Annotated in this window: 17 protein-coding genes and 1 tRNA gene; 10 read left to right on the top strand and 8 right to left on the bottom strand. The window is 66.1% G+C overall.

Features of this window, described 5'->3' with window-relative positions:
* Positions 1-6 precede the first annotated feature (6 nt).
* Positions 7-957: a 4-hydroxy-3-methylbut-2-enyl diphosphate reductase gene (gene ispH / locus WDO72_17850; GenBank protein MEJ0087541.1), complete on the top strand. Its 951-nt coding sequence runs from the start codon at positions 7-9 to the stop codon at positions 955-957.
* Between the two features lie 21 nt (positions 958-978).
* Here the strand turns inward: ispH and WDO72_17855 are convergent, their stop codons facing one another.
* From WDO72_17855 to WDO72_17875, 5 genes are read right to left on the bottom strand one after another with little or no spacing between them, the layout of a single operon-like run.
* On the bottom strand, positions 979-1,431 hold the full coding sequence (locus tag WDO72_17855; protein MEJ0087542.1) for a type IV pilin protein: 453 nt from the start codon (positions 1,429-1,431) through the stop codon (positions 979-981).
* A 4-nt stretch (positions 1,432-1,435) separates the two neighbouring features.
* Positions 1,436-1,963, bottom strand: coding sequence for a hypothetical protein (locus tag WDO72_17860; protein ID MEJ0087543.1), 528 nt, complete (start codon positions 1,961-1,963; stop codon positions 1,436-1,438).
* A complete protein-coding gene (locus tag WDO72_17865) occupies positions 1,960-2,997 on the bottom strand; it encodes a PilW family protein (GenBank protein ID MEJ0087544.1) in 1,038 nt (345 codons plus the stop codon). Before WDO72_17865 ends, WDO72_17860 begins: the two co-directional genes overlap by 4 nt.
* A gap of 2 nt (positions 2,998-2,999) precedes the next feature.
* A complete protein-coding gene (gene pilV, locus WDO72_17870; GenBank protein MEJ0087545.1) occupies positions 3,000-3,470 on the bottom strand; it encodes a type IV pilus modification protein PilV in 471 nt (156 codons plus the stop codon).
* Positions 3,467-3,967 carry a GspH/FimT family pseudopilin gene (locus tag WDO72_17875; protein MEJ0087546.1) on the bottom strand — a complete coding sequence of 167 codons (501 nt, stop codon included), beginning with the start codon at positions 3,965-3,967 and terminating at the stop codon, positions 3,467-3,469. Before WDO72_17875 ends, pilV begins: the two co-directional genes overlap by 4 nt.
* Positions 3,968-4,072: 105 nt before the next feature.
* Between WDO72_17875 and WDO72_17880 the strand changes: the two genes are divergently transcribed.
* From WDO72_17880 to WDO72_17895, 4 genes are all read left to right on the top strand, one after another.
* Entirely contained in the window at positions 4,073-4,504 is a 432-nt protein-coding gene (locus WDO72_17880; protein MEJ0087547.1) for a Fur family transcriptional regulator, read from the top strand.
* A 60-nt stretch (positions 4,505-4,564) separates the two neighbouring features.
* Positions 4,565-4,640 (top strand) — tRNA-Thr (locus WDO72_17885).
* A gap of 328 nt (positions 4,641-4,968) precedes the next feature.
* Positions 4,969-5,823 carry a lysophospholipid acyltransferase family protein gene (locus WDO72_17890; GenBank protein ID MEJ0087548.1) on the top strand — a complete coding sequence of 285 codons (855 nt, stop codon included), beginning with the start codon at positions 4,969-4,971 and terminating at the stop codon, positions 5,821-5,823.
* 101 nt (positions 5,824-5,924) lie between these two features.
* A complete protein-coding gene (locus tag WDO72_17895; GenBank protein MEJ0087549.1) occupies positions 5,925-7,283 on the top strand; it encodes an EAL domain-containing protein in 1,359 nt (452 codons plus the stop codon).
* 32 nt (positions 7,284-7,315) lie between these two features.
* Here WDO72_17895 and WDO72_17900 read toward each other — a convergent pair whose 3' ends face one another.
* The gene (locus WDO72_17900) at positions 7,316-8,245 is read right to left on the bottom strand and encodes a LysR substrate-binding domain-containing protein (GenBank protein MEJ0087550.1); all 930 of its coding nucleotides are present in this window, start codon (positions 8,243-8,245) and stop codon (positions 7,316-7,318) included.
* A 104-nt stretch (positions 8,246-8,349) separates the two neighbouring features.
* Here WDO72_17900 and WDO72_17905 point away from each other — a divergent pair, with 104 nt between their 5' ends.
* The gene (locus tag WDO72_17905; protein MEJ0087551.1) at positions 8,350-8,520 is read left to right on the top strand and encodes a hypothetical protein; all 171 of its coding nucleotides are present in this window, start codon (positions 8,350-8,352) and stop codon (positions 8,518-8,520) included.
* On the opposite strand, the gene WDO72_17910 is transcribed toward WDO72_17905, so the two are convergent.
* Together WDO72_17910 and WDO72_17915 are read right to left on the bottom strand one after the other, a co-directional pair.
* Positions 8,487-10,460 carry a non-ribosomal peptide synthetase gene (locus WDO72_17910; GenBank protein MEJ0087552.1) on the bottom strand — a complete coding sequence of 658 codons (1,974 nt, stop codon included), beginning with the start codon at positions 10,458-10,460 and terminating at the stop codon, positions 8,487-8,489. The two genes, WDO72_17905 and WDO72_17910, sit on opposite strands and share 34 nt — an antisense overlap.
* The gene (locus tag WDO72_17915) at positions 10,457-11,776 is read right to left on the bottom strand and encodes a cytochrome P450 (protein ID MEJ0087553.1); all 1,320 of its coding nucleotides are present in this window, start codon (positions 11,774-11,776) and stop codon (positions 10,457-10,459) included. Before WDO72_17915 ends, WDO72_17910 begins: the two co-directional genes overlap by 4 nt.
* A 198-nt stretch (positions 11,777-11,974) precedes the next feature.
* Here WDO72_17915 and WDO72_17920 point away from each other — a divergent pair, with 198 nt between their 5' ends.
* Genes WDO72_17920 through WDO72_17935 form a run of 4 tightly spaced genes read left to right on the top strand, consistent with a single transcriptional unit; the run spans position 11,975 to position 15,768 of the window.
* Positions 11,975-12,661 carry a lysophospholipid acyltransferase family protein gene (locus WDO72_17920; protein ID MEJ0087554.1) on the top strand — a complete coding sequence of 229 codons (687 nt, stop codon included), beginning with the start codon at positions 11,975-11,977 and terminating at the stop codon, positions 12,659-12,661.
* Positions 12,658-13,383 (top strand): glycosyltransferase family 2 protein, encoded by a 726-nt coding sequence (locus WDO72_17925; protein ID MEJ0087555.1) that lies wholly within the window; start codon positions 12,658-12,660, stop codon positions 13,381-13,383. Before WDO72_17920 ends, WDO72_17925 begins: the two co-directional genes overlap by 4 nt.
* A gap of 17 nt (positions 13,384-13,400) precedes the next feature.
* Complete coding sequence (locus WDO72_17930) at positions 13,401-13,709, top strand: lipid-A-disaccharide synthase N-terminal domain-containing protein (GenBank protein MEJ0087556.1); 309 nt, start codon at positions 13,401-13,403, stop codon at positions 13,707-13,709.
* Positions 13,710-13,758: 49 nt separating this feature from the next.
* Positions 13,759-15,768 (top strand): glycosyltransferase family 39 protein, encoded by a 2,010-nt coding sequence (locus WDO72_17935; GenBank protein ID MEJ0087557.1) that lies wholly within the window; start codon positions 13,759-13,761, stop codon positions 15,766-15,768.
* The last annotated feature ends 17 nt before the right edge of the window (positions 15,769-15,785 follow it).

The raw sequence follows: 15,785 nt of genomic DNA on the forward strand, positions 1-15,785 counted from the left end.
CACCGCATGAAAATCCTGCTCGCCAATCCGCGTGGATTCTGTGCCGGCGTCGATCGTGCCATCGACATCGTCGAGCGCGCCATCGCGTTGTTCGGCGCGCCTATCTACGTACGCCACGAAGTGGTTCACAACGTGCACGTGGTGGATAGACTGCGCCGCCTCGGGGCGGTGTTCGTCGACGAGCTCGACCAGGTGCCCGACAACGCCACCGTGATCTTCTCGGCGCACGGCGTTCCCGCGGCGGTGGAAAACGAAGCGTCGCGCCGCGGCTTGACGGTGTTCGACGCCACCTGTCCGCTGGTCACCAAGGTGCACATGGAAGTCGCGCGTTATGCGCGTGAGGGCCGCGACGTGGTGTTGATCGGTCACGCCGGGCACCCGGAAGTCGAAGGCACCATGGGGCGCTTCGATACTGCGAACGGCGGGCGCATGCATCTCATCGAGAACATCGAGCAGGCCGCGAAGCTCGAAGTGCGCGACGCGGAGCGGCTGGCCTTCGTCACACAGACCACGTTGTCGGTGGATGACACGGCCGCGATCGTCAATGCGCTGCGGCAGCGGTTCCCCTCGCTCGCGAGCCCGCGCCGCGAAGACATCTGTTACGCCACGCAGAATCGCCAGGATGCCGTGAAGGAGCTGATCGCGAGCTGCGACGTGTTGATCGTCGTGGGCTCGATCACCAGCTCCAATTCCAATCGCCTGCGCGAGCTGGCGGAGCGCGCCGGCCGGCCGGGTTATCTCATCGACGACGCGTCGTTTCTGCAGCGCGAGTGGTTTGAGGGCAAAAATGCCGTGGGCGTGACCGCCGGCGCGTCGGCGCCCGAAGAACTGGTGCAGCAGGTCGTGGCACGCTTGCGCGAATGGGGCGGAACGCAGGCCGACGAATTGAAAGGGCGCGAAGAACACGTCGTGTTCTCGTTGCCGCGCGCGTTGCGCACCAGCGCGCCGCGCAGCTGAGCGCGGCCTGAGGCCAGCGGCCTAACGCCAGCAGTCGGCGGATCGATCCGCTCCGCTGGCATCAACTGCCTTGCGCCGTCCGTTCTGATCGAGCGACAACTCGACGCATCTCGCATCACTTTCCTGGCCGCGGGCCTGCGACGCGCGCGCGGTCGCGACATAGGCGAGCCCGTCGGCACTGGCCTGGACTCCGATCGTGTAGAAACCGTGTTCGGAGACCGGCTCGAGCCCGAGCCCGGCGGGCGCGGGCGCAAGGATCTCGGCGCCCTGTGCGTAACGCGCGTGGATGCCGAAAAACCGGTCCTGCGCGCTTTGCGCGGCGATCAGCGCCGCGCGGCCGTCGGCGCGGTGAACGCGCAGCTGGTGCGTGCGCCACAGGGGGATCGCGAGCGCTACGAGCACGGCGATGACGATGAGCGCGGTGAGGATTTCCGCGAGGGTGAAGCCGCGCGCACAGTGCCGTGAAGAGTGCAACGCGCTACTCCACGGCCACGCGTTGCCAGGACAGCCGCGCCAGGTCGCCGCGTTCGAAGCAGCGCACGGGAACGGCCGGTGCACAGTCGCCTGCGCCGGCCACTCCATCGACGACCCACATGACATCGGCTCGCTGACGATCCACGGCGCGGCGGCTGGCGAACCCCGTGCTCACGATCTCGAAGTGGGCGCCGGCCAATGAGGCACCGGGTAACTGCGGCAGCGCCGCTTCGAAGCCCGCGAAACGCGTGGTGGTTTCGTAACGATCCGCCGAGCCCGGCATGAAACCCGAGCCGCTGACGGCAGCAGTGGCGGGATCGGCCGGGGAAGCAGAGAGGTTCACGATACGGCTGATGGCGGATTCGATGCCGGCACTGGCGGCGGACGCGGCATTCTCGCGAAACAGCGCGTTCTGCGCCAGCAACCGCTCGACGTGGGCGGTGCTCGCGCCGGCGAGCCCTAACAGGGTCACGAGCGACAACAGGATGAGGCCGATGACGAGCGTCGTGCCGCGTTGCCGGGGCGCATTCATGGCGCTGGCAACGGAGCGTCGCGCAGGTTGCGCAGTGCCACCGTGCGCTCGATCAGCAGCCGGCGCTGCGCGGCCTCGGCGGCCGCGGGCACGTACGTCACATCGGCGTAGCGCAAGGTGCGCCCATCGAAGTAGCCCCCCTCGGTGACATCGGCGCGCACACGCAACCAGACACGCACGGCGATGACCTGCTGGCCGCGCAGCGCGGCGACGTCGGGCGGCACGAAGCGCACGAGGCCGTCTGCCAGCATGCCGATTTCCACCTGCAGGTCTTCGACGCCGGGCAGGACTTCTTCATCGCGAAACTGCGCCGCGCCGCCGGCCTCGGTCAGCGCCTTCACCCGCAAGGAAGGCCAGGCGGCGTGTCCGACGGAATTGTTGGCGATGTAATAGGTACGGACCTCGAGATCGCGCACTTCGTTGTCTTCGTTCACGGGGCCGGGCGCGTGCCCGTCGAAGAACAGATCCTGGAATCCGAACGCGGCGAGGCGTTGCGAGTAGAGCTGCAGTCTCCCCGCATGCGGCGCAACGGCCTTCGAGGAAACGTGACGCACGGTCAACGTGTCCGATCCTGCGCGTGCGCCGCCGGCGCTCGCGGTGGGAGCGCAGTCGAGTGCACCGCTGCCCAGCGCGAACGAATTGTTGGAGCCCTGTACCGGAAGCTCCAGATCCACGGCGAAGTTGACGCCGCAGTCGTGCGCGCCGGCTGGCATCTGACCCACCGCGGCGGCGCCAGCTGCATCCGGCTGGCGCAACGCGTCTCCGGCGGCGAGCACGGAGCCGCCGCGCACTACGCGTACGCGCGGCGACGGATTGAAGCCATAGAAGCCGGCGTGATCGAGATCGCCGGTAACGACCGACAACACGTGCCGTGCGGAATCCTGCAGGCGCGCGAGGCTTTCGTTGGTCGCGAACTGATCGCGGCAGCGTTGCAGCACGGCGAGGAACGCAGCCAGCAACACGAGGCCGAGCACCATGGCGATCATGATCTCCGGCAGGCTGAAGCCACACTGGTTGCCCTGCGGACGAGGCACGCTCAGCCCGCCACCGGCGGTGTCGGCACTTGCAGCGAGACCGTTTCGGCATCGGCGAAGCGCGGATCCTGCCAACGCAACGAGATGACGAGGTGGCCGGGTTCGACTGAGCCGGTGGCGGGCGCGTATTCGATGACGGCGAGGCTGTCTCCCGGCAGCGTGGCCAGTGCCCTTTCCGCGAAGTGGGCGAGATCGGCGGCGGCAAGTTGCGGTGCATCGCAGCCCGCGGCATCACACGGCGACGCACTCATTTCCGCGCGGGCCGTGGCGTAGCGCGCCGCGGCCGTGGGATTGGCGTTGATACGTTCCGCCATGTCGCGCAGCAGATGGGTCGCGGCCACCAGGCGCAGCGACTGCCCTTGAGAGCGCAGGCTGTCGAGCAACATGGCCGCGGCGCCGAGCAGACCCAGCGACAACACCGCGAGCGCGATCAGCGCCTCGACCAGCGTGAAACCGCGGGCGCGATGTCTCATGGGCAGGCCGTTTCCGCGGGGCTGGTGACGCGCGCGCGGCCGCCCTGGCTGACCACGATGGCGCGCGGCCGCGCGATACGCTGCGAATCGCAGATAGTTAGAGTGCCGGTGCTGGCGGCGAGGGAGTCGGGCCAGAAGGAGAGGCGCAGCCGCGACGAACGCAGCACCACGCCCGGAGGCAGGGACTGCGCGGCGAGCAGGGCGGGGCGCCCATCCACCTCGAGGAACACCTGCCAATGTCCGGCTTGAGTGCCTGCGGTGAGGCACTGGCCCGCCGCGTCGCTCAGACACAGCACGCCCGTGCGGCCTTCCAGGATCGAACCGGCGCGCGCCTGTTGCAGCCCCGCCAGCAGCTCGTAGGCGGCACTGCGGACCGCGCCGGCGCGCAGGTCCGCCCGGAAACCCGGCACCGCCAGGCCGGCGAGCGTGGCGACGACCGCGAGGCCAAAACATAACTCGACGAGGGTGATGCCCCGGCTTCCATTCCGCGTATGCATGGCGTGAATTCTGAGCTCCTCGCCACCGGTCCGTGGAGCGGCAAAAGGGCTGCATTCGAGCCATTTCGCATTGCCGGGCCTGCCCTCGCGCGTATACTCGCGCCCATGCCAATGACGGACCTCGATCCGGCCCTGGTCGAAAGCTTGAACAAGCGGCTCCTGGGGCACGGCGTCAGACCCACCGCGCAGCGTCTGCGTATCGCCTCGCTGCTCCTGGGGCGTCCACAACATCTCTCCGCCGAACAGGTGCTCGCCGGCCTGCGCAGCGTCGGGCTGCGGGTTTCAAAGGCCACGATTTACAACACGCTGAACCTGTTCGCGGCTTCCGGCCTGATCCGCCAGCTTTCGGTCGGCAACGACCGCTGCTGGTTCGATTCGAACACCGACGCGCACTATCACTTTCACGACCTCGACACCGGCGCGTTGATGGATGTCTCCCTGAGAGATGTGGAGTTCCAGAAGCTGCCCGAGCCGCCGCCCGGGATGCAGGTGGATGGCATCGAGCTCATCATCCGGCTGCGCCGCAAGGTCGCCTGACTCAATCGTCGGCTTCCATCGCCAGCCCAGCGCCATTAGAATGCGCGCCCTGCCGAATTCGCCCTCTTAGCTCAGCTGGTAGAGCACTTCATTCGTAATGAAGGGGTCATCTGTTCGAATCAGATAGAGGGCACCAGTTTTTCGCGATGCGATCGCCACCGCACGGTGGCGGCCGGGCCGGTAGTTAGTACTGCCGCGCCCCGGGCGAGCAGCCCGGCCGGATCCTTCGACTCGCGGCCGACGCGGCAGGCGTCGAGCCGGACCGGGGCCGGTGCCGTCCCGGCTCCTACGGGCTTTCCCGGTCCGAATCTGCGTTTTGAGCACTTGTTTTTCATCTGCCGTGCGTTATAACGCCTTCGCTTTCGAGCAAACCCCATCAAGGCGTTCCAGGAAAACTGTTGGTGAATCCAGACGGGCCGGCGAGCCCAAACCCTGCAGGCGATGACCAGCCCGCGCGCTGTTCGATGTGGATCCGCGTCTTCTCGCGCATCCCGCTCGCGCTGTGGTACCCGATCGCGCGTTTCATGGCCTGGTGCGCCTGGCGTGTGTTCCCGTATCGCCGTCACGTGGTCGACGCCAATCTCAAGGCGGCTTTCCCCGAATGGGACGAGGGCACGCGCGAACGCGTGATCCGCGACTACTACCGCGGCTTTGCCGACATGCTGGTCGAGGTCATGCATTCGCTGCGCCTCACGCCCTGCGAATTGCAGCGCCGCGTGACGCTCGTCAATCCCGAGCTGGTGCGCGACCAGGTGGCGCTCGGCAAGCCGGTGCTGCTGGTGGCCGCGCATCAATGCAACTGGGAGTGGATGCTGCTCGGGCTCTCGACGCAGCTCGGCATCCCGGTCGACGCCGCCTACAAGCCGCTGATCGACAACTGGGCGGAAGTCGAGATGCGCAAGCTGCGCGGCCGGTTCGGCGCCCGGCTGATCCCGGCGCAGGAGTTGTTAGGCGACATCATCAGGCAGCGCGGCGTGCCACGCGCCATCGCCATGGTGGCGGACCAGGAACCGGTGTCGAGCGAGCGCAAGCAGTGGCTCAAGTTCCTCAATCGCGATACGGCGTTTTTTCTGGGGCCCGAAGAGATCACGCGCACGACGCGTTACGCGGCGTTTTTCCTGCGCCTGCGGCGCAAGGCGCGCGGCCGGTACGAAGTGGAGTTCGTGAAGCTCGCCGAGGCGGGCGAACAGCTGCCCGCCGGCGAATTCACGGCGCGTTATGCCCGCCTGGTCGAGGAGCAGATCCGCGCGGCGCCCGCGGACTGGCCCTGGTCGCACAAGCGCTGGAAGCTCAAAAAACCGCTTTATTGTCCAAACTGACTTGACCTAATGCGCCGATCGGGTTGTTAGTCTCCCGAACCCTACGTCGCTGCGTCGCGACGGCGCCGGTGTTTCCACGGGCCCTTAATCTGGGGCCACGTATGAACAACACGACCACTTCCCATGAAACTCCAGCTACGTTGCTCGCGCCGCTGGCGCGTGGCCTCATGCGCCGCGCTCCAGAAATTCTCTCCCTGTCGATCCACGACGCGCGTGGCAATGCGCTCTGGTCGAGCGGCGACTTCCTGCTCGCGGAAGACTGCGCGCTGATCGCGGAAGTGGTCGAAGATCCGCATGACGTGCGCGGGCGCTCCGACGGCCTGTGGTGGGAGAGCGCGGATACCGCTCGCGCACGTTGTGCACTTGCGATATTCGAGGGAGCGGAATTCCGCGGCGTGACGCTGGTGGTGTTTTCGGGCCTGACCACGGGCGAGAGCGAACGCGGCGAGCGGGTCACCGAACTTGCGCCGGTGTTGCCGGTGCTCGGCAAGGCGTTGCGGATGCTCAAGTCCGAAGAGCCCGAACCGGCTCCGCCGCCGTCGCGTGTGGCCTCCGACACCACGGTCATCGCGGCGCTGCGCTTCGAGAATATTGCTTCGACGGAAGGGGGCGCACGCGACGAACTGGCCGAGGACCTGGCGACTCTCGAACGCGAAGAGCGGCTGCTCTCGCTCATCGATGTCGCGCTGCGCGACGACGAATTCGCGCTGCACCTGCAGCCGATCGTCTCGCTGCGCGATGAGACTTCACAGCTGATCGTCGAGGTGCTGATCCGCCTTCCCACGGAGGAATTCGGCGTGCTGGCCTCGCATGATTTTCTCGAAACGGCCGAACGCCACGGGCGCATGCCGGCCATCGACCGCTGGGTCATTCGCGCGCTGCTCGTCTGGATGCAGCGCAATCGCGAGCGCTGGGCCGATGTCAACGCGGTGTTCTCGGTGAACCTGTCCGGCCGATCGGTGGTGCGCCCGGATTTCCGCGACTATCTCGAAAATTGCCTCGACAAATCGGGCCTGCCGCTGACCTCGCTGCGCTTCGAGATCGCCGAGCTCGACATGAGCCTGGCGCCGCAGGAGTTCGCGTCGCTGGCACGTTCGCTGGCGGATCGCGGCTGCGAGGTGTCGGTCGACAATGCCGGCACCGGCAGCGGACGCTTCGAATTCCTGCGCGAAGTGAACGCTGACATCCTCAAAATCGACGGCTCGCTGGTGCAGGGCGCATCGGACGACATCGTCTCGCGCGCGCTGATCAACGGCCTGGTGCACATGGCCGACACATTGGGCATGCGCACCGTGGCGAGCCAGGTGGATTCCACCGGCAAGCTGCGCGCGGTCACGCAGCTGGGCGTGGACTATGCGCAGGGGTTTCAGCTGAGCTCACCCGAACACATCGACACGTTCGAGTTCCTTGCCTGCGGCAGGCAGCGCTCGCCCGACGGCGGGGCGGCGGCTCCGACGTAGACGATGCCCTCGCGCGCGATGCGGCCGGCGGGTCAGCGCGCCGGGCGCTCCGGCAGATGACGTACACGCGCCTGGTAGTCGCGCAGTAGTTCGGCGGCGAATTCGGCGAACACGCGCACCTTGGCCAGATGCTGGGTGGCACGCGGATACACCACGCTGAGCGCCGGTCCCTCGCACGAGAACTCGCGCAGGATCTCCACCAGTCTGCCCTCCGCGAGATACCCGGCCACCAGCAGATCGGAGCTCTGCAGGATCCCCTGGCCCTCGAGCGCCGACGAGGTGATGGGCTCCGTCGTGTTGAATGCGAGCGTGCTCTGGATACGCAGCTTCATGACGCCGTTGCCCTGCTTGAACGTCCATGCAGGCCGGGCGCCATCGGCGCGCAGGTAACCGATGCAGCGATGTTGCTTGAGATCGGCCGGTGTACGCGGCACACCTGCGGCGGCGATGTAGGCCGGCGCGGCGCAGGTCACGAGCCGGGAAGTTGCGATCCGCTTCGCGATCAGATCGGGAGTGCGGATGGTGCCGGCGCGCACCGCCACGTCCACGCCTTCGGCCGCGAGGTCCACGAAGCGATCGTTGTAACGCACTTCGATCGCGACCTGCGGATACCGCTGCGTGAAGCGCGGCAGGGCGGGGGTCAGCAGGTGTTTGCCGAAGGCGACCGGGACATCGACGCGCAGGCGCCCCTGGGGGCGGTCGCGCGCCAGGCGCATCTCGTCATCCGCCGCCGCGACCTCCGCGAGAATGCGCTGGCAATGCGCGAGATAGACCGCGCCTTCGGGCGAAACAGAAACCTTGCGCGTGGTCCGGTGCAGCAGGCGTGTGCCGAGGTGTTTCTCGAGCTGCGCCACGTGGGCGCTGACCATGGCGCGCGACAGGTCCATGGCATCCGCGGCGCGCGCGAACGAGCCGAATTCCGCGACCCGGGCGAAAACCCGCATTCCGAGCAGTTGGTCCATGGGCCTGGATTGTATGGCAGGACCGGACAATGAATTACGTTTTGCCCGGTTTTTGAAACCCAATGCGCCGGTTAGGTTACACACCGCGCAAAGGAGTCATTACCATGTTCCTGGTCGATCGTTCCCCGCTCGCCGTGTTGCTGCCGCTCGCCCTGCTGGTGGGAGCGGTGTTGTGGTCCAACCATTCAGGTGGAGCCTCGGGGAAGCAGTCCGCCTCGCGGACGCAGCACGAGCAGCAGGATCAGACGGTCGCGGCCAATTTGCCCTCGAGGTGACGCGACAGCTCGGCGATGGTCGGGAAGTCGAACAGCTCGGTGAGGTCGACCAGCCCCGGATAGACGCGATCGATCTGCTCGTGGATCTCGATGAGCTTGAGCGAGCTGGCGCCGATCTCGAACAGGTTGTCGTTCACGTCGATGTTGCGTTCCAGCGCGGCATCGCAGATGTCCTTGATCCGGAGTTCGATTTCCGTGCTCGTGGCCTTCGCACCGCCGGCCGCTTCGAGCTGTGCACGAAGCGAACCGATCTCGGCCATCTCCGCGGCGAACACGCCGTTCTCGTAATCCGCGGCGAGCAGGCCGCGCTGGATTTTTCCGCTGGTGGTCTTGGGCACGCGTTTGACCGGCACCACGTGCGCGACTTCGAGACCGGTATGTTCGTTGACCAGGCGCGTGACCTGCGCGGCGATGGGCATGAACTCCTTCATGTCCATGCGATGCAGCACGAAGATGATGAGGTCGTCGGTGCTCGCACCCTTCGGGCGCACGCCGGCGGCAACCACCTTGCCGAGCTCCAGGCCGTCGGCCCGCTGCGCGATGCTCTCGATGTCGTGCGGGTAGTAGTTCTGCCCGTTGACGAAGATGATCTCCTTCGCGCGGCCGGTGATGAAGAGTTTGCCGCCCTTCATCATTCCGAGATCGCCGGTGCGCAGCCAGCCGTCGGCCGTGAAGCCCTTGGCATTGGCTTCCGGGTTTTCGAAGTAACCCTTCGTGACGTTGTCGCCGGAGATGAGGATGTGGCCGATGTGGTTCTCGGGCAGTTCACGATCGTCGTCGCCCGCGATGCGCACCTTGCTGAAGGGCACCGGCTGGCCCACGGCCATGATCGACAATGCATCGGCGTGATCGGCCGGCAGCAGGGCAGGTTGTTTGCCCACGTTGAGCTCATGGCGATTCACCGAGATGGATTCGTACATCTCGCCCGGCGGCTGCGGGAAGCTGACTACCAACGTGGCTTCGGCGAGGCCATACACCGGGTACATCGCCTCGCGCCGCAGTTTCGCCGGCGCCAGCCGCGTCATGAATTCGTCCGCGAGTTCGACGGAGATCGGTTCCGCGCCGTTGTAGATGAGCCGCACGGTCGACAGATCGAGATCTCCGAGCTCGCGTTCGCCGAGCACTTTCAGGTAGTGCCGGAAACCGAAGTTCGGCGAACTCGTCACCGTGACCTGCTTGCGCGATGCGAACGTCATCCACAGCAACGGCCGGCGGATGAATAGTTCGGTGGGCATCACGTTCAGCTGCATGCGATGCGCGAACATCATGATGTGCATGCCGATCAGGCCCATGTCGTGGGTCAGCGGCATCCACGTGAGATTCGTGTCGTGTTCGCCCCATTTCGATGCCTCACCCGCGCCGCGCGCGTTCTTGAGGATGTTGTCGTGCGTGAGCACGATGCCTTTGGGCTCGCTGGTCGAACCGGAGGAAAACTGGATGAACGCGGTATCGCCGGGTTTGACGGCGTGCACCTGGCCGGCTTTCGAGATGTCGTCGACCTGCTCGGCGAAGAACGCACGCGTGTTGAGCGAATCGAACGTCGCCTGCTCGCCGGCGCCGCCCGCGAACGCGCCGATGCGATCGAGCGTCTTGCGGTCGGTATAGATGAAGGGCGTGCCCAGCTTCCGCGCGATGCGCAGCAGCTTGTGTTTGTGCTCGTCGCTGATGCCCAGCGCCACGGGCACCGGAATGATGCCGCCCAACATGCCGGCCCAGAACGCATCCAGGAACTGCTCGTTGTTGGCGAGATAGATGATGAGCTTGTCGCCGGGCCGGGCGCCGAGTTTCTGCAGGTGGTGCAGGATGCCGAGCGCGCGCTCGTACAATTCGCCGTAACTCACCACCCGTTCGCTGGTCTCGGTTTCGAGATAACTGATGGTGCGTTTCACCGTGCGGTTCACGGTGATCAATTCGGCCAGTGTTTGTGCGCTCGTGTTCAAAGAGTGTTCCTGCGTTCCAGCGTCATCATCAACGGGTATTTGGTGCGCAGATTGATCTGCGCTTCGAGCTCGAGTTCCCGGTCGGGTACGTAGCGCAGCCGGTACCGGCGCGCCACCTTATATAAGTGCATGTACATTTCATACAAGGCGAGGGTTTCTCCTATGCAGTGCCTTGGCCCGGCCGCGAACGGCATGTAGGCGAAACGCGGACGTTCGGATTCGTGCGCCGCGTCGAAGCGTTCGGGCCGGAATGCATCGGGGTCCTTCCAGTAACGCGGGTGACGGTGCAGTAGATAGGGGCAGAGCAACACGTCGGTGCCGGCCGGCACCGCGAAGCCGGACAACACGTCGGGCCCGATCGTGCGGCGCGACAGCAGCCAGCCGGGCGGATACAGCCGCAACGCCTCGTCCACCACGTTCTTTGTGTAGGCCAGCGCCTCCATTTCCGCGAGGCTCGGGTCGGATTTCTCCGCCGCCGCATCGATTTCGGCGTGCAGCAGTCTCTCGGCTTCCGGATTCTGCGACAACAGGTACCAGGTCCAGTTGAGACCGCTGGCGGTCGTTTCATGACCGGCCACGATCAATGTCATCGCCTCGTCGATGAGCTCGCGCTCGGACATGGGCGCGCCGGTTTCCTTGTCGCGCGCATCGATGAGCATCTGCAGGAAATCGAAGTGTTCGGTTTTTTCCGCGCGCCGCCGCACCGCGAGACTGCCGACCAGCTTCGCCAGCTGGCGAAACTTGTAGGCGAATTTGAGATCGCGCGCCGGTTCCTTGGTGACGATGTCGAACGGGTTGCCGCCCATCTCTTTCGACAGCCTTTCGAGGTCGGTGCCGAAAATCGACAGCAGCACGATCTCGAGCGTGAGCTCGCTCATGTCGTCGGTGATGTTCACCATCTCGCCGCGGGCGGCCTGTGCTTCCCACTTGGCGATGAAGCGCTCGTTGCAGGCGTCGATGAGCTTCGAGAATTCCGTGATGACACGGCGATGGAAAGCCGGCTGCATCATGTAGCGCTGCCGTTTCCACAGGTCGCCTTCGCTGGTCATGATGCCGTGGCCGAGCAGGATCTTGACGCGGTCCAGCCCCGAACCCTTGGTGTAGTTCTTGTGGTTCGACACCAGCACGCGCTTGACGTCGTCCGGATGATTGATCACCCACATTTCGGCGCGGCGCGCGGGCGAATAAAACCGGTAAGTATCGCCGTGCCGGGCGGCGAGCCCGGTCATGCGGTGGATCGCGTCATCGTCGGCGCCGATGTCGAATTGCATGTCCGCCAGCGGCGGCAGTGGCGCGGAAGCAGGGCTCGGTGACATTGCGCGGAATGATATAGCAATGCGGTTAGACGGCGGGTTTGGGCTCGATCAATCGCCGACGTTTCATTGCAGCCAGCGGCGGATTCACCGACAATTCGCGCCTCTTTTGCCGGCCTCAACCGGATGCCAAACGATTCCGAAGACGCAGGCGGACTGCGCAATACCCTCTACAAGAAGGAGACCCGGTCGAAGCGTCGGATGACTCCGATGCGTCGCTTCGCCTGGCGGATCGTCGCGGCCGTGGGTGTGGGGTTGATCCGGCTTTTCTGGCGCAGTTGTCGCGTCGTGCGCATCGTGGGTGATGAACACACGGCACAGGCGCTGGCGAAGGCGCCTTCGCTGATCCCGGTGTACTGGCATCAACACCAGTTGTTCTGCTCGAAATATCTGCTCGAACAATCGGCGCGCGGATTGAAGCTCGGCTTCCTCATCAGCCCGTCGGTCGACGGAGATATCGGCGTGATGATCGTCTCGCGTTTCGGCGGCACGTCGATCCGCGGTTCGACCACGCACACCGGCGCACGCGCGCTGCGCGACTACTACGACGCATTGACCAAGCAGGGTGTTTCGCCGTCGATCACGCCAGACGGGCCGAAAGGCCCGCGCTTCATTTTCAAGCCGGGCGCGATCCTGCTGTCGCAGATGTCGCAGCGCCCGATTTTGCCGATGGCCTATGCCGCGAGCCGCGCCTGGCTCATCGCGTGGGACAAGTTCGTCATTCCCTGGCCGTTCTCGCGCATCGTCATTGCCGTGGGGCCGCCGCGCCAGGTGCCGCGCGCGATCCAGCCGGCCGCACTCACCGCACTGCAGGCCGAGCTCGCGGACGAGCTGAAAAGATTGTTCGGCGTCGCGCGTGATGCATTGAGCGAGCGGGTGGCGGCATGAGCGTGGATTTCTCCGTCGTCGTGCCGGTGTGCAATGAAGCCGAGAACGTCGAGCCGCTGGCGCGCGAGATCGATGCGGCGCTCGGCGGCCGCGCCTACGAAATGATTTTCGTGGACGACGGCAGCACCGACGACACGGCCGCCATCCTGCTCAAACTCAAGAGCGTGCTGCCGGCGCTGCGCGTGCTGCGCCATTCGTTTCGCAGCGGCCAGAGCGCGGCCGTGGCGAGCGGCGTGCGCGCGGCGCGTGCGCCGTGGATCGCCACGCTCGACGGTGACGGGCAGAACGATCCGGCCGATATCCCGAAGCTCATCGCGGCGCGCGATGCGGCGGCCAACCGCGGCGTGCAGCTGTTCATGGGCAACCGCAAGGCCAGCCGCAAGGACACCGCCTTTCGCAAGCTGCAATCGAGCGTCGCCAACGGCGTGCGCGGCGCCTTGTTAGGCGACGGCACGCCCGACACCGGCTGCGGCATCAAGCTCTTTTCGCGCGACCTGTTCCTCGAGCTGCCGCGTTTCGATCACATGCACCGTTTCCTGCCGGCGCTGTTCCAGCGGCACGGCGCGTCGGTGATCTCCGTGCCCGTGAGCCACCGGCCGCGCACGCGCGGCACGTCGAAGTACGGGATGCTCAATCGTCTGTGGGTCGGCATCGTCGACATCGCGGGTGTCATGTGGCTGCGCCGCCGCTACAAGAGCGGCCTGCTGGTGCGGGAAGACTGAGAAGGAAGGGGCGTCGCATGAAAGAAGTCATTCTCGTGGCCTTTGGCATCACGGTCACGCCCTGGAAACTCGTGGGCTTTCTCGGCGCGCTGATGTTCGCGGGCCGCTGGATCATCCAGGCGCTGGCGACGCGCCGGCACGGCAAGCCGACGATCCCGCGCAGCTTCTGGGTCATCAGCCTCGCGGGCAGCGCGATGGTCACGTCGTATTTCATCTGGGGTAAGAACGACGCGGTCGGCGTGTTGACCAACCTGCTGCCCGCGTCCGTGGCGTTCTACAACCTGATCATGGACATCAAGTCCGGACGCGCGGCCGCCAATGCCTGATATCGGTTTGTTGGGGGGCTCGCCTGGGCCGCGTGTCGTTCCGCCGCCAGTGCCGCGTGTTTCTGCGCCGTCTTTTCCGGCGGTGCCGCCGAGCGATGCGGCGGATTCCGCCGCGCCCCTCGCGCGCGCGGAGGCAGTCGCGGTTGCCGCGCACTTCCTGGCGCCGGTCGCCGCGGCGCCCATCGCGATAGTTAGTGTGCCGGTGTCGCTGGCGCCGGAACCGACGGCGTCCGCTCAATCCAGCGTGACATCTGCGCAGACCGCGCTCGCCGCCGCAAGCAGCGAATACGCGCCCGAACCTGTGCCCCCGCCGACGCCCGTTCCGCCCGCGGCAGTCGCGCCCCGGCCGCTGATCTCCATGCCGACGCCGATCCGCTGGAGCGATCTGCTGTGGCTGGCTTTCGCGTTGTTAGTCGTGATCGGCACCGGGCTCGGCATCCGCGACCCCTGGCCCGCGGACGAGCCGCGATTCGCGGTGGTCGCGCGCGACATGGTCGCCACGGGTGAGTGGCTGTTCCCGCGCGTCGGCGGCGATCTGTACCAGGACAAGCCGCCGCTGTTCTTCTGGCTGCTCGCGGTTTGCTTCACGCTGACCGGCTCGCTCAAATGGTCGTTCCTGATTCCCGCCTTCAGCGCTGCGGGCGGCGTGTTGTTCCTGGTCTACGACCTGGGCCGACGGCTCGTCGGCCGTGAAGCCGGATTCGCCGCGGCGCTGGTGCTGTGCTTCACGCTGCAGTTCGTGATGGTGTTCCGCGGCGCGCAGATCGATCCCGTGTTGTGTTTCCTCACGACGTTGTCGTTGTACGCGCTGCTGCGCCATCTGTTGCTTGGACCGGCCTGGCGCTGGTATTTCCTCGGCGGCTTCGTCGCGGGGCTCGGCATCTTCACCAAGGGCGTGGGTTTCCTGCCGCTGTTGGCGTTGATTCCGTTTTTCCTGCTGCGCGGGTTCCGCTGGCAGGGTCTCGCGGCCATCGACGCGGGCCGGGGCGGCTGGCGCTGGTGGCTCGCGCCGGCCGCGATGTTGCTCGCCGTCTGCCTGTGGTTCATTCCGATGCTGCTCGCAGTCGCCGCGAGCGGCGCGCCCGAGTACGCGGCCTATCGCGACGAGCTGCTGTTCAAACAGACCGTGGGCCGCTATGCGGCTTCGTGGCATCACGTGAAGGGCTGGTACTACTTCATCGTCGAAGTCATCCCGCCGTTGTGGTTGCCGTTCAGCCTGCTGCTGTTCTGGCTGGTGCCGAAATTCAGGACCGCGTTTCGCGAACGCGACGCGCGCGTGTGGCTGCCGCTGGGCTGGTTGCTGCTCGTGCTGCTGTTCTTCTCGTGGAGCCCGGGAAAACGCGGCGTGTACATCACGCCGGCCTTGCCGGCGCTGGCCCTCGCGTCGCTGCCGTTCATCGAGGCCGTACTGGCGCGCGCTGGCGTGCGGCGCGCGGGGCTCATGCTCGGCTCGGCCTTCTTCCTCGTGGCGGCGGCATTCGCTATTGCCTGGTCGACGCACGCGAAGTTCGCCGTCGATACGCTCGCGGCCGCCAACCTGGACGGTCCGGGCGCCGTCTATGTCTACCTTTCGCTGTGCGGCACGGGGCTTGTCTACGCCTTCACACGTGCGCCGCTGGCTGCCTGGCCGGTGGCGATCGGTTCGCTCGCGGTCGTGTTCTCGTATTTCATCGCGCCCTCGATGAACGGCGAACGATCGGGCGGGGATTTCACGCGCGCCGCGCTCGCGCAGGTCAAACCCGGCGAGCAGCTCGCCCTGGTCGCTTACAAGGAGCAATTCCTGCTCTACCTCGACCGGCCCATCGTGAACTTCGGGCACCGGCGTGTCTTCGAGGGGCCGCAGGAATCCTTCGACGCCTCCGCCTGGCTCAACGCGGCACCGGATCGGGTGCTGCTCGTGCCGGCCGATCAGCTCGCGCCTTGCTTCGTCGCAAACGTGGCGAAGGCGGGCTTCACGTCGGGCGAGGATTGGTCGCTGGTGCGGGCTCCGGCGGCAAATGCGTGCGCGGAGAAGGGCGACGCGCGACGGGCGATTCGTTACGTAATCACGCAGCGTTGACCGCGGGCGGAGTCCTA

Source organism: Pseudomonadota bacterium, assembly GCA_037200975.1.
In the GTDB taxonomy this organism is placed as follows: Bacteria; Pseudomonadota; Gammaproteobacteria; order Steroidobacterales; family Steroidobacteraceae; genus CADEED01.